Raw genomic sequence first — 11718 nt, 5'->3', positions numbered from 1 at the left:
TGTGATGTCGGTGCCGTGTGTCTCTCAGGGCGCAGGCCAGTTGAACAGCTCGCGGCGGGCACCTTCGGTGATCGCGACGATACCCGGGTGCTTGACCTTGCGCTCTACCGAAATGGCATAGAACGACTCGGTGACGGCATCGGTCTGGCCGATCAACTCCACCCCGTACTGGCGGCAGACCTCGTCGGCGATCACGCTGGGGGCGATGAAGATGCCGCTGCCCGACTGCCCGAATGCCTGCATCAGCGCACTGTCATCGAATTCGCCGACGATGCGCGGCTGCAACTGTTGCTCGGCGAACCAGCGCAGCAGCCGGCTGCGCACCACCGTCTCCTGGCCGGGAATGAGCATCGGTGCATGCTGCAGACCGACAGGAAAGGGCGCCGGATGCAGGGCAGCCAGTGCCGGGGTGGCGAAGAAACTGATGCCGCACTCCCCGAGCTTCTGGCTGTAGCCCTTGATGTCGAGATGGCTGGGCATCGGGCTGTCGGAGATCACCATGTCCAGGCGCTGTACTGCCAAATCTGCCAGCAGGCGTTCGAGCTTGTCCTCGCGGCAGGTCAGGCGCAGCGGGTCGGGCAGCTCCATGGTCGGCGCCAGCAGCCGGTACACGATCGACTTGGGCACCACGTCGGCCACCCCCACGCGAAACAGAATCTGCTGCTCATCGGGCTGGGCGCGCAGCACTGCTTCCAGTTCGCCGCCAATCTGGAACATCTGCTCGGCGTAGGACAGGGCCTGGCGCCCGGTCTCGGTCAGTTCGAGCTGGCGTCCCACACGGCGAAACAATTCGATACCGTAGCTATGCTCAAGCAGGCTGATCTGCCCGCTGATGGTCTGCGGGGTGAGATTGAGCTGCTCGCCGGCACGCACGATGCTGCCGGTCTTGGCCACGACCCAGAAGTAATGCAGTTGTCGGTAGTTGAGCATGTGCATCTCCGATTCGTAAAAACCGAAGTATAACTGCTGAAAATACGAATTTTCCGGATGTTTCAGTCTCTTTAGAATGCGTCGCTATCAAGGCAAGACCTTCAGAGAGGAACCCATGCTGTATTTCAAATCGATTGGCACACCCCTGGTGATGGCGCTGGCGCTGCTGGCCATGAGCGGTTGCGAGCAGGCGGAAAAATCTGCCCAGCAGATGCTCAACCAGGCTGCCCAGTCGGCCAAGGAAGCGATCGACAAGACCAACGATGCCGCCCAGCAGGCGCTCAGCGACGCGACCGGTTCGCCCCTGGCGAAAAAGCCCGATGAGTCCCAGGACAAACCCGAGCGCGACGACAGCGCCCGGGAAATCTGATTTTTTACCCACACTGATTCAGGATTGATTCATGGAATACCTGTTGGAACTTGCTGCAAGCCCGACCGCCTGGGTGGCCCTGGCTACCCTGGTGGCCATGGAGATCGTGCTGGGCATCGACAACCTGATCTTCATCTCGATTCTCACCAACAAGCTGCCTGAGCAGTTCCGCTCCAAGGCACGGCGCATCGGTATCAGCATGGCGCTGGTGATGCGCCTGGGCCTGCTCAGCACCGTGGCGTGGATCGTGCAGCTTACCGAGCCGGTGGTGGACGTGTTCGGCCATGCCTTCTCGTGGAAGGACATGATCCTGATCGCCGGTGGCCTGTTCCTGCTGTGGAAGGCGACGTCCGAGATTCACCACAGCGTCGACCCGCGTGCCAAGGAAGAGACCAAGGCGTCGTCTACCGTGACCCTGGGCTTTGCCGCGGCGATCGGGCAGATCCTGGTACTGGACATCGTGTTCTCGATCGACAGCATCATCACGGCCGTGGGCATGACCGAGCACTTGCCGATCATGATCATCGCGGTGATCAGTGCGGTGATCGTGATGCTGGTGGCCGCCGACCCGCTGGCCCGGTTCATCAACGACAACCCTACCGTGGTGATGCTGGCCCTGGGCTTCCTGATCATGATCGGCATGACCCTGATCGCCGAAGGCTTCGGTGCCCATGTGCCCAAGGGTTATGTGTATGCGGCGATGGCGTTCTCCACCGCGATCGAGGTGCTCAACATCATGTCGCGCCGGGCTCGCGAGCGGCGCGAGGCGCTGCAAGCGAAACCTGACTGACCGCTTCGCCAGCGACGTCGGCTCTGCAGGACGCACCTGCAGATGCCGGCGTTGTCGGCGAAGGTTGTTATGCAGTGTCGCGTCAGTGCGCGTTGGCGTGGCGGCGAGCGTGCCGCTGTGCCTCGGATGCAGCCCTGGTCGGCTGCGGATGGTGCAGATGGTGGCGGCGCGCGATGCGCAACACCCCCCAGAGCATGGCTGCGGCTACCACCAGCCACGTGCCTATCAACAGAAAGATTCCCATCGTCAGACTCATTGCGTGCCTCCTTCGACTGGGCAAGCTGCACTCGCCATTCGGACACAAGCTCAGTCTAGCCCATCGTCTGTGACAGACGGTTGACCAGTGGTCCAGCGCCTTGGTTCAGTTCGCTCTAAGCGTGCCGCGGGCTATACCGCAGGCCTGCGCCAGCCTATGATCGCAAGCCAGGGCCGGGCGTCGTCTGCCCGGCATCAGCACAAGCGAGTGTCCATGTTGCCCACCGCCCCCAAACGTCGCGTGTCCCATCGTCTGCTGCTGGCTTGCCTGCTGGCCGCCAGCCTGGCCGGTTGCGCCAGCCAGCCTTCATCCCAGCTCAACAGCCTGCCCCAGCGCGTGGAACTGGGCGCGGTGCCGTTCTACCGTGGTAACGCCAACCAGAGCGCGCCGATGGCGCTGGCCGCGATCCTCTCGCAGCAGGGGGTGCGCATCACCCCCGGCCTGCTCGAAGGGCCCTTGCAACTGCCACAAGGTGTCGACAGGCTGCAGGCCTCGGTAGCGACTGTGGCACGCCAGTACGGCATGGTGGTGTACCCGCTCGAAGGCACCCTGCCGGCGTTGCTGACCCAGGTGGCCGCGGGCAATCCGGTGCTGTTGCGCTATCAGGAAGGTTCGGCGTTCTGGAGCGAGCCGCGCTATGCCCTGCTGGTGGGTTATGACCGCTACAAGTCGCGGGTGCTGCTGCGTGCGGGCAACAATCGGCGCTTGCTGATGGACTTCGACGATTTCGCCGCAGCCTGGAAGAAGGAGGGGAGCTGGGCGGTGCTGGTGCAGCCGCCCGGCCAACTGCCGGCCCAGGTGGACCGCCAGCGCTGGCTCAAGGCCGCCAATGAACTGGCCCAGGCAGGCCAGGAGCAGGCGGCCCGCCAGGCCGTCAATGCCGTGGGGCAGTGACGGCCCGGGGTTGCCGGCTTACACGCCCAGGCGGTCGCGCAGGCTGTAGTACCACGCGCCCAGGGCACTGAACGGTACGCGCAGCATCTGGCCACCCGGGAACGGGTAGTGCGGCAGTTCGGCGAAGGCGTCGAAACGCTCGGCCTGGCCGCGCAGGGCCTCGGCCAGCACCTTGCCGGCCAGGTGGGTGTAGGTGACGCCGTGGCCGCTGCAGCCCTGGGAGTAGTAGATGTTGTCGCCCAGACGACCTACCTGCGGCAGGCGCGACAGGGTCAGCAGGAAGTTGCCGGTCCAGGCGTAGTCGATCTTCACGTCCTTGAGCTGCGGGAAGGCCTTGAGCATTTTCGGGCGGATGATCGCCTCGATGTTGGCCGGGTCACGCGCGCCGTATACCACGCCACCGCCGAAGATCAGGCGGTTGTCGCCGGTCAGGCGGTAGTAGTCGAGCAGGTAGTTGCAGTCTTCCACGCAGTAGTTCTGCGGCAGCAGGGTACGTGCCAGCTCTTCGCTCAGCGGCTCGGTGGTGATCACCTGAGTGCCGCATGGCATCGACTTGGCGGCCAGTTCCGGTACCAGGTTGCCCAGGTAGGCGTTGCCCGCCACGATGATGAACTTGGCGCGCACCTTGCCCTGCGGGGTATGCACGACCGGGTTGGCACCGCGCTCGATGCGGATGGCCGGGGACTGTTCGTAAATCTTGCCACCCAGCGATTCCACTGCGGCGGCTTCGCCCAGGGCCAGGTTGAGCGGGTGGATATGGCCGCCGCTCATGTCCAGCATGCCGCCGATGTAGCTGTCGCAGGCGACCACTTCACGGATGCGGCGCTGGTCCATCAGTTCCAGCTGGGTGTGGCCGTAGCGTTCCCACAGGCGTTGCTGGGATTCCAGGTGGCCCATCTGCTTTTTGGTCAGGGCGGCGAACACGCCACCGTCCTTCAGGTCGCACTGGATGTTGTACTTGGCCACGCGCTCGCGGATGATGCGCCCGCCCTCGAAGGCCATCTGGCCGAGCAGCTGTGCCTGTTTGGGGCCGACGGTACGTTCGATCACGTCGATGTCGCGGCTGTAGCTGTTGACGATCTGACCGCCGTTGCGGCCAGAGGCACCGAAGCCGACCTTGGCGGCTTCAAGCACGGTGACGCTGAAACCGTTCTCGAGCAGGAACAGGGCACTGGACAGGCCGGTGTAACCCGCACCGATCACGCAGACGTCGGTCTGTACTTCTTCCTGCAGGCTCGGGCGCTGCGGGACGGGGTTGGCCGATGCGGCGTAATACGACTGGGGGTAGGGGGTGTTGGCCATGTGCGGGCACCTCAGGGTTTGTAGTTGTATGTTCTATATTTTTTACGATTGTGCAGATCGTATCAACAATAATAAACACCCGCCAGCCAGACGGTAAAAATCGCGCAAACCCGGGCTGGGGTAAAAAATATTAGTATTCAGTGGCTTAGCGTGAAAAAAAGTATTGACACGCTGCGTCGATTGCGTAGAATGCCGCCTCACAGCAGGCACATAGCTCAGTTGGTTAGAGCACCACCTTGACATGGTGGGGGTCGTTGGTTCGAATCCAATTGTGCCTACCAAACATCACCGCCCCTGCTGGCGGTACACGAAAAAGGCGATCCGAGAGGGTCGCCTTTTTCGTTTGGGCCGTTTTCATGGGCGCGGCAAAGCTGCTGATTTTTTTGTACATTTCGCTTTACGAGGGGGCTTGAACCTGAGTAGAATGCGCCCCGCAGCAGGCACATAGCTCAGTTGGTTAGAGCACCACCTTGACATGGTGGGGGTCGTTGGTTCGAATCCAATTGTGCCTACCAAACATCACCGCCCCTGCTGGCGGTAACACAAAAAGGGCGACCCGCAAGGGTCGCCCTTTTTGTTTGCCTGAAGCAAAGGGCGCAGCCGGATTGCTCGGGCCGCGCGGTGCATCAGGGGATACGGGTGATCTCCACGCCGCTCTGTACCAGCTCGAAGCGATCCTCGCCCAGGTGGTTGACCCGATCGCCGATGGCCAGGCGATAGCTGGTGATCGGCAAGGAGTCGGCACTTCCATCGGCCTGCAGGGTGGCTTCCTGAAATTCATGAACGGGGTAGATGCGTCCTTCAGCATCCCGAGCATGAAATTGTCCGACCAGTACTGCTGTCATTTGGCGTGTGCCCTCTGAAATGTTCTCTATGGGCCATAGACCACTGTTTTGCCTGGGAAGTTTAGTCCCCCTGGAAAAAAACCTGTGGGCCGCGCCGTAGCGTCTATAACTACCACTTCTCTATGTCGATCAGGTTGGAGCGTGGTCATGAGCCAGGTCTATTCGGTTTCGGTGTTGGTAGGCAGCTTGCGCAAGGAGTCGATCAACCGCAAGGTCGCCAGGGCGCTTGCAGAGCTGGCACCGGCCAGCCTCAAGCTGGGTATCGTCGAAATTGGCGAGCTGGCGTTGTACAACGAGGATATCGACACCGACCCACCGGCAGCCTACAAGGCCTTTCGCGACAAGGTGCGTGCCAGCGACGCGGTGCTGTTCGTGACCCCCGAGTACAACCGCTCGGTGCCCGGGGTGCTCAAGAACGCCATCGACGTCGGCTCGCGCCCGTATGGGCAGAGCGTGTTCAGCAAGAAGCCGGGGGCGGTGATCAGTGTGTCGCCGGGGGCGGTGGGGGGCTTTGGTGCCAACCACCACCTGCGCCAGTCCCTGGTGTTTCTCGATGTGCCCTGCATGCAGCAGCCAGAGGCCTATGTGGGTGGGGCGGCGACGCTGTTCGACGAACATGGCAAGCTTTCGGAGAAGACCCGGCCGTTTCTGCAGAGCTTCATCGACAGTTATGCGGCGTGGGTGGCGCGGCACCTGGCATAGGGCTCAGGCGCGCCCTTGGCTGGCGAGGGCGGCTCCTGGCCTGCAGAAGCCGCCTTGCCGATTGCAGGAGCCGGCCTTGCCGGCGAAAGCCCAACGCGGTCTATACCCCCTGCGGCATCTCACCCTGCGCCAAACGCCGATTGATATCCTCCACCACCTGCGGCAGGTCATTGATGGTGTCGATCAGGTAGTGTGGGCGTGACCCTTCGAACAGCGCATGAATGCGCGCACGCTCGCTGGCCAGTTGCTCGGCATCCAGTGCCAGGTAACCTTCATGGGTCAGCCCCAGCGCGTTGCCCGAGCACACCAGCGCCACGGTCCACATGCCGGCACGACGCCCTTCCAGAATGCCCGGTACGGTGTCGTCCACCTTCACGCACGCCGCCACATCGTCGATACCCAGCGCAATCACGTTGGCCAGCGCCTGGGCCGGCCACGGGCGACCGTTGGGGGTCTGGTCGGTGGCCACCACATGGTCGGCCACATAGCCATTGTGCCCAGCCAGTTCCACTACCTTGTCCATCACCACCTTCGGATAGCCGGAGCACGAACCGATCTTCAGGCCCTGCCGGCGCAGGGCGCTGATGGTCTGCAGTGCGCCGGGGATCAGCGCCGAATGGGTGGCGATCTTTTCGATCTGCAGCGGCATGAAGCGGTTGTAGAGCGCCGTCACGTCATCATCGCTCGGCACGCGGCCGAACACCGCGCGATAGCGCTCGGCAATCTGCGGCTGGTCGCACAGCGTGCGGATATGGTCCCACTTGCCCATGCCCATGGGGCCGCGGGCCTCCTCGATGGACACCTGTACATCGAATTCGGCAAAGGCCTCGACGAAGATCTGCGTGGGGGCGAACGAGCCAAAGTCGACCACGGTTCCGGCCCAGTCGAGAATGGCCGCTTGCAGCTTTGTGGGGTTGCTGTAGTTCATCATTGCGTTCCTTGTTCGGTATACCGCAGAAAAGGGGGATAAAACGGAATCAGATGTGCAGCACTTCCATTTCCCGCAGCGCATCGGCCACGGCCCGGACCGCGGCGCGCATCTCGTGGGGGCCGACGCAGCCGATGCAGCCCACGCGGAATGTCTCGACCTGGGTCAGCTTGCCGGGATAGAGGATGAACCCCTTGGCCTTGACCCGTTCGTAGAAGTCCGCGAACTGGTAGCGCGGGTCACGCGGGGCGTGGAAGGTGACGATGATCGGGGCCTGGATGGCGGCGGGCAGAAAGCTGCGCAAGCCGATGGCCGCCATGCCGTCGAGCAGGGTCTTGCAGTTGCTTGCATAGCGCTGGTGGCGCGCCGCCAGGCCGCCTTGCTCGTGGTACTGCAGCAGCGCCTCGTGCAGCGCCGCCACCACGTGGGTGGGCGGGGTGAAGCGCCACTGGCCGGTGCGGGCCATGTAGGCATGCTGGTCATGCAGGTCCAAGGCCAGCGACGGCGAGTTGCCCTCGGCGCCAGCCAGTGCGGTCTTGTCGGTGAACACGAAGCCCATGCCCGGTACGCCTTCGAGGCACTTGCCGGACGCCGCGATCAGGGCATCGAAAGGCACTTGGGCCGCGTCGATCGGCAGGGCGCCGAACGAGCTCATGGCGTCGATGATCAGGCGCTTGCCGTGATCGGCGACGACCTGGGCGATCTGCGCCAGCGGGTTGAGGATGCCGGTACTGGTTTCGCAGTGAATCAGCGCCACGTGGGTAATGCTGGCATCGGCGCGGATCAGGCGTTGGACATCGGCGGCGGTGGTGGGCTGGTCTTCGGCGGTCTCGAAGGTGGTGAATGCGCGGCCCAGCACCTGGCAGATCCTGGCCAGGCGTTGGCCATAGGCGCCGTTGACCAGTACCAGCACCTTGCCGTCACGGGGCACCAGCGTGCCGATGGCCGCCTCCACGGCGAAGGTGCCGCTGCCTTGCAGGGGCACGCAGTGGTGGCTGGCGTGGCCATTGACGATGCTCAGCAACTGCTGGCACAGGTTGGCGGTCAAGGTGTTGAATTCGCGGTCCCATGAGCCCCAGTCGAGCATCATCGCCTGCCGCGTGCGTGCCGAGGTGGTCAGGGGGCCCGGCGTCAGCAGGACGGGGGTGTGGGTCATGGCGATGCTCCTCGCAAGCGGTGGGCTGAAACTACGGTGCCTACGTTGCAATTGCGCGCTTCATCAATCAAATTGTTTGTTGTTATGCCAACCATAAGTCAGGCCGATAGATATGAACCTGTTCCAGCTTCGCGCTTTCGATGCGGTGGCCCGCGAGGGCAGCTTTACTCGCGCTGCCGCGCGCCTGTTCATCAGCCAGCCAGCGGTCACCGGGCACATCAAGGCACTCGAGGAGCATTACCAGATCACCCTGCTGCGGCGCACTGCGCGGCGTGTGGAGCTGACCGAGGAGGGCACCCGCCTGGCCGCCATCACCCGCGCGATGTTCGGCCTGGCCGAGGAGGCGCAGGTGATGCTCGAAGCCAACCGCCAGTTGCTTACCGGGCGCCTGGAAGTTGCCGCCGACGGGCCACACCAGGTCATGCCGATGCTGGCCCAACTGCGCGTGCGCTACCCCGGCATCACGGTCAACCTGCGCCTGGGCAATGCCCAGGAAACCCTGGCGGCGCTGCTGTCCGAGCATGCCGACGTGGCCGTGCTGACCGAGGTCGAACCGCGCAAGGGCCTGCACCTGCAGGCCCTGGGGTCGTCGCGTATCTGTGCCTTGCTGCCGGCCGGCCATCGCTGGGCCAGCCGCCCCGAGTTGCCCCTTGCCGAACTGGACCAGCAGATCATGGTGCTGCGCGAACCCGGCTCGATCACCCGGCGCACCTTCGACCAGGCCTGTGCCCGGGCCGGGGTGCAGCCACGGGTGCTGCTGGAGCTCGACAGCCGCGAAGCGGTGACCGAGGCGGTGGCCGCGCAGCTGGGGCTGGGTATCGTCTCGTCGATGGAGACCAGCCACGATCCGCGGGTGGTGGCCCGGCCCATAGAGGGGCCAGGGCTGGTCAACCAGCACATGCTCGGTTGCCTGGAGCGGCGCCGCGAGTTGCGCCTGATCCAGGCCTTTCTCGGCCTGGCGTCACCGGCATGACACGGCGTTGGCGTTTTGCCGTCGGCCCCCTAAGATGGCCGGCACACACCACCTGCAACACGAGTGAGGGTCGATGAAGGAGAAAGACACCATCTCCATGCAACTGGTGCGCGAGGCCCTGTTGCAAAGCAGCGCACCCGGCGCGGCGGCTGCGGCGTTGCTGCAGCGGGTGGGGATCGACCCGCAGCAACTGGAGCAGCCCCAGGCCCGCGTGCCGGCCAGTGCCTATGCCCGGCTGTGGCGGCTGCTGGCGCGGCGCTGCAACGACGAGTTCTTCTGCATGGACCCGCGTGGGCTGCGCAGCGGCAGCCTGGCGTTCATCTGCCGCTCGTCCATGGCCCAGCCGACCCTGGGCGCGGGCCTGGAGTGCGCGCTGGGGTTTTTGTCGCTGATGCTCGAGCACCTGCACCCGGTGCTGGTGCGCCAGCAAAGCCTGGCTGAAATCGTGATCGGCGAACCCGCCGAGGCGCCGCGCCGACCCTTCACCTATTTCACCTTCTGGATGATCGTGCATGGTGTGGCCTGCTGGCTGGCGGGTCGGCGCATTCCGATTCTGGCCATCGAATTGCGCTGCGCCGAGCCGGACTACTGCGATGACTACCGCGTGATGTTTTCACAGAACCTGCAGTTCGAGCGCCCACGCACGCGGCTGATTTTCGCTGCCGATTGCCTGGACCTGCCGCTCAGGCGCACACCCGAAGAGCTGCAGCGTTTTCTGGCCGAGGCGCCGGCCAACATTCTGGTGAAGTACCGCGACCCCACCAGCCTGGCGCGGCGGATCCGCGACGACCTGCGCCAGTTGCCCGCCAGCCAGTGGCCGGATGCCGAGGCACTGGCCCAGCAGCTGTGCCTGTCGGCCTCCACCCTGCGTCGACGCCTGGCCGAGCAGGGCCAGACCTACCAGGCCCTCAAGGACAGCGTGCGCCGCGAGCTGGCCATCGGCTGGCTGGCCGATGCGCAGGTCAGCTACGTGGAGATCGCCGAACGCCTGGGGTTTGCCGACACCAGTTCGTTCTACAAGGCCTTTCGCAAGTGGTCGGGGTGCAACCCCGGGCATTACCGCAGCCTCGTGCTGGGTTCGGGCTGAGGCCGCGAGGCAAGCCTTCCCGCTCCCTTGCCGGCGGGGCTGTTCCTAGTCTGGGTGCCCACCCCTTGATGGAGCAGGCGCCATGAGCCCGACCTCGAGCACCCGCAAAACCACCGGCACCACAGACGATCCCACCATCCTCGATCAATTCATCGCCGAACGCCTGCCGGGTTGGCTGCGCACGGCATCCAGGGACCAGGCGCGCGCAGTGAGCGCTGCACTGATCCGGCATCAGGCGTCGCTTGAAGCGTTGACCGAGTTGTTCCAGCTCCTGCAGTCGCCCGACGTGTTCGCTGCGCCCCTGCTGGACAAGGCCTTGCGCGACACCCTGGGGCTGCAACTGGACACGCGTGCGGCGCACTGGAAGGAAGTGCGCCTGCGTCAGTACCGCCCGGGGCTTTCGGCCACGCCCATGCCTTATCTGGAGGCGATCGAGATCCAGAGCCCGCTGTTGCAGCGTGCCCTGCAGAACTTCAGCGAGACTGCCGGCGGCTACTGGGGATTCTTTCGCGGCACGGCGATCGTGTCTGCGGGTCAGGCACTGGGCGTCGCGCCCGAGCGGTTTGCCGGCCTGTGCCGCACGCTGGACCTGGGCCAGAAGTATCAGGCTCATCTGGACAGTGTGCTCGACCCGCCGGATGACGCACTCAAGCGCCAGCGCCATGCGCTGCTGGCCCGCGAACAGCGCGATCAGCTGGATGTGGCCGCCCAGGTCGGCTACCTGAAAAAGGACATCGACGAGGTGGCCTACCGCATGCTGCGCCAGGTGGTCGACGGGGCGAGCCAGGTGACTTACGCCGAGCACCCGGTAAGGGTGCGCAGCATCGAGGTGCTGGGGCAGCAGGTACAGGGCGCGGTCGCCTTTCTGGCCCGTGGCGAACCCCTGGAGGGGGCGATACGCTGGACCGAGGCCGGCCTGGTGCGCCAGGTGGTGGTGTTTCTGCCTGGCGATCCGCAGCGCCCGCTGCGTCAGTATCCGACCTGGTATGCCTGTGCAACCGATCTGGGCCTGGCCTTGAAATCGGCTGATTACCTGAGCTACTTCCAGAGCCTGATCAGCCTGCAGGAGCGTGCAGCTTTCGGCGCGGCGTGGCAGGCGCAGCGAGACGCGGCGCGCCCGGACCTGGAACTGCTCGATTACCCGCTGGCCGGAGAGTTGTTCGCCAGCCTTGCGCAATGGCGTATCGCCCGGCTCAAGGCCGACGCAGCGGTGCTTGCCGTGCCTACGGCCAGGGTTGACGATGCGCTGGCCGAAGCACGTCGCGAGGCCTACCTGGCCGCAGGTGAAACCCTGCTCGGCATAGCGGCCTCGTTCGTCCCCGGGGTTGGCCAGATCATGCTGCTCAGTAGCGTCGGGCAGTTGCTGGGCGAGGTCTATGAGGGCGCCGTCGACTGGAGCAAGGGCCAGCGCAAGGAGGCCCTGGCGCATCTGACCGGCGTGGCCGAAAACGTGCTGGCCAGCGTTGCAACAGGGGCGGGTGTGGC

13 protein-coding genes and 2 tRNA genes are annotated in these 11718 nt (G+C 64.5%); 9 read left to right on the top strand and 6 right to left on the bottom strand.

Annotated elements, in window-relative coordinates; translation table 11 throughout:
• Positions 1–24: 24 nt before the first annotated feature.
• Positions 25–930, bottom strand: coding sequence for a transcriptional activator NhaR (gene nhaR, locus JZZ72_RS12245; protein ID WP_043863167.1), 906 nt, complete (start codon positions 928–930; stop codon positions 25–27).
• 115 nt (positions 931–1045) lie between these two features.
• On the opposite strand from nhaR, the gene JZZ72_RS12240 reads away from it, so the two are divergent.
• Complete coding sequence (locus tag JZZ72_RS12240; protein WP_078480500.1) at positions 1046–1300, top strand: hypothetical protein; 255 nt, start codon at positions 1046–1048, stop codon at positions 1298–1300.
• Positions 1301–1331: 31 nt separating this feature from the next.
• Complete coding sequence (locus JZZ72_RS12235; RefSeq protein ID WP_043863034.1) at positions 1332–2090, top strand: TerC family protein; 759 nt, start codon at positions 1332–1334, stop codon at positions 2088–2090.
• Positions 2091–2172: 82 nt separating this feature from the next.
• Here the strand turns inward: JZZ72_RS12235 and JZZ72_RS12230 are convergent, their stop codons facing one another.
• Positions 2173–2346 (bottom strand): hypothetical protein, encoded by a 174-nt coding sequence (locus JZZ72_RS12230; RefSeq protein WP_167400240.1) that lies wholly within the window; start codon positions 2344–2346, stop codon positions 2173–2175.
• A gap of 156 nt (positions 2347–2502) precedes the next feature.
• Between JZZ72_RS12230 and JZZ72_RS12225 the strand changes: the two genes are divergently transcribed.
• The gene (locus JZZ72_RS12225) at positions 2503–3240 is read left to right on the top strand and encodes a peptidase C39 family protein (RefSeq protein WP_210014511.1); all 738 of its coding nucleotides are present in this window, start codon (positions 2503–2505) and stop codon (positions 3238–3240) included.
• An 18-nt stretch (positions 3241–3258) separates the two neighbouring features.
• On the opposite strand, the gene JZZ72_RS12220 is transcribed toward JZZ72_RS12225, so the two are convergent.
• Positions 3259–4542 carry an NAD(P)/FAD-dependent oxidoreductase gene (locus tag JZZ72_RS12220; protein WP_078480501.1) on the bottom strand — a complete coding sequence of 428 codons (1284 nt, stop codon included), beginning with the start codon at positions 4540–4542 and terminating at the stop codon, positions 3259–3261.
• 204 nt (positions 4543–4746) lie between these two features.
• Here JZZ72_RS12220 and JZZ72_RS12215 point away from each other — a divergent pair.
• Both JZZ72_RS12215 and JZZ72_RS12210 read left to right on the top strand, forming a co-directional pair.
• Positions 4747–4823, top strand: a tRNA-Val gene (locus tag JZZ72_RS12215).
• Between the two features lie 157 nt (positions 4824–4980).
• Positions 4981–5057: transfer RNA gene (locus tag JZZ72_RS12210), tRNA-Val, on the top strand.
• A 111-nt stretch (positions 5058–5168) separates the two neighbouring features.
• Here JZZ72_RS12210 and JZZ72_RS12205 read toward each other — a convergent pair.
• Positions 5169–5387 carry a hypothetical protein gene (locus tag JZZ72_RS12205; RefSeq protein WP_043859680.1) on the bottom strand — a complete coding sequence of 73 codons (219 nt, stop codon included), beginning with the start codon at positions 5385–5387 and terminating at the stop codon, positions 5169–5171.
• 147 nt (positions 5388–5534) lie between these two features.
• Between JZZ72_RS12205 and JZZ72_RS12200 the strand changes: the two genes are divergently transcribed.
• Entirely contained in the window at positions 5535–6089 is a 555-nt protein-coding gene (locus JZZ72_RS12200) for an NADPH-dependent FMN reductase (RefSeq protein WP_100634741.1), read from the top strand.
• Between the two features lie 100 nt (positions 6090–6189).
• Here JZZ72_RS12200 and phnX read toward each other — a convergent pair whose 3' ends face one another.
• Positions 6190–7017, bottom strand: coding sequence for a phosphonoacetaldehyde hydrolase (gene phnX, locus JZZ72_RS12195; RefSeq protein ID WP_100634742.1), 828 nt, complete (start codon positions 7015–7017; stop codon positions 6190–6192).
• 49 nt (positions 7018–7066) lie between these two features.
• Entirely contained in the window at positions 7067–8173 is a 1107-nt protein-coding gene (locus JZZ72_RS12190; protein WP_210014510.1) for a 2-aminoethylphosphonate--pyruvate transaminase, read from the bottom strand.
• A 112-nt stretch (positions 8174–8285) separates the two neighbouring features.
• Between JZZ72_RS12190 and JZZ72_RS12185 the strand changes: the two genes are divergently transcribed.
• From JZZ72_RS12185 to JZZ72_RS12175, 3 genes are all read left to right on the top strand, one after another.
• On the top strand, positions 8286–9146 hold the full coding sequence (locus JZZ72_RS12185; RefSeq protein WP_058541894.1) for a LysR substrate-binding domain-containing protein: 861 nt from the start codon (positions 8286–8288) through the stop codon (positions 9144–9146).
• 73 nt (positions 9147–9219) lie between these two features.
• A complete protein-coding gene (locus tag JZZ72_RS12180) occupies positions 9220–10233 on the top strand; it encodes an AraC family transcriptional regulator (RefSeq protein WP_043859675.1) in 1014 nt (337 codons plus the stop codon).
• Between the two features lie 82 nt (positions 10234–10315).
• The coding region (locus JZZ72_RS12175) for a dermonecrotic toxin domain-containing protein (RefSeq protein ID WP_328825144.1) at positions 10316–11718 on the top strand (1403 nt) is incomplete at its 3' end.

This window comes from Pseudomonas palmensis (genome assembly GCF_017848315.1).
GTDB classification, from domain to species: domain Bacteria; phylum Pseudomonadota; class Gammaproteobacteria; order Pseudomonadales; family Pseudomonadaceae; genus Aquipseudomonas; species Aquipseudomonas palmensis.
Note: the sequence above shows the minus strand (reverse complement) of the source record. Positions and strands in the feature narration are given on the sequence as shown.

What these genes read in the sequence shown, in the direction of transcription:
- nhaR (WP_043863167.1), bottom strand. Translation starts at nt 930, where the DNA reads ATGCTCAACTACCGACAACTGCATTACTTCTGGGTCGTGGCCAAGACC.
- JZZ72_RS12240 (WP_078480500.1), top strand. Translation starts at nt 1,046, where the DNA reads ATGCTGTATTTCAAATCGATTGGCACACCCCTGGTGATGGCGCTGGCG.
- JZZ72_RS12235 (WP_043863034.1), top strand. Translation starts at nt 1,332, where the DNA reads ATGGAATACCTGTTGGAACTTGCTGCAAGCCCGACCGCCTGGGTGGCC.
- JZZ72_RS12230 (WP_167400240.1), bottom strand. Translation starts at nt 2,346, where the DNA reads ATGAGTCTGACGATGGGAATCTTTCTGTTGATAGGCACGTGGCTGGTG.
- JZZ72_RS12225 (WP_210014511.1), top strand. Translation starts at nt 2,503, where the DNA reads ATGATCGCAAGCCAGGGCCGGGCGTCGTCTGCCCGGCATCAGCACAAG.
- JZZ72_RS12220 (WP_078480501.1), bottom strand. Translation starts at nt 4,542, where the DNA reads ATGGCCAACACCCCCTACCCCCAGTCGTATTACGCCGCATCGGCCAAC.
- JZZ72_RS12205 (WP_043859680.1), bottom strand. Translation starts at nt 5,387, where the DNA reads ATGACAGCAGTACTGGTCGGACAATTTCATGCTCGGGATGCTGAAGGA.
- JZZ72_RS12200 (WP_100634741.1), top strand. Translation starts at nt 5,535, where the DNA reads ATGAGCCAGGTCTATTCGGTTTCGGTGTTGGTAGGCAGCTTGCGCAAG.
- phnX (WP_100634742.1), bottom strand. Translation starts at nt 7,017, where the DNA reads ATGAACTACAGCAACCCCACAAAGCTGCAAGCGGCCATTCTCGACTGG.
- JZZ72_RS12190 (WP_210014510.1), bottom strand. Translation starts at nt 8,173, where the DNA reads ATGACCCACACCCCCGTCCTGCTGACGCCGGGCCCCCTGACCACCTCG.
- JZZ72_RS12185 (WP_058541894.1), top strand. Translation starts at nt 8,286, where the DNA reads ATGAACCTGTTCCAGCTTCGCGCTTTCGATGCGGTGGCCCGCGAGGGC.
- JZZ72_RS12180 (WP_043859675.1), top strand. Translation starts at nt 9,220, where the DNA reads ATGAAGGAGAAAGACACCATCTCCATGCAACTGGTGCGCGAGGCCCTG.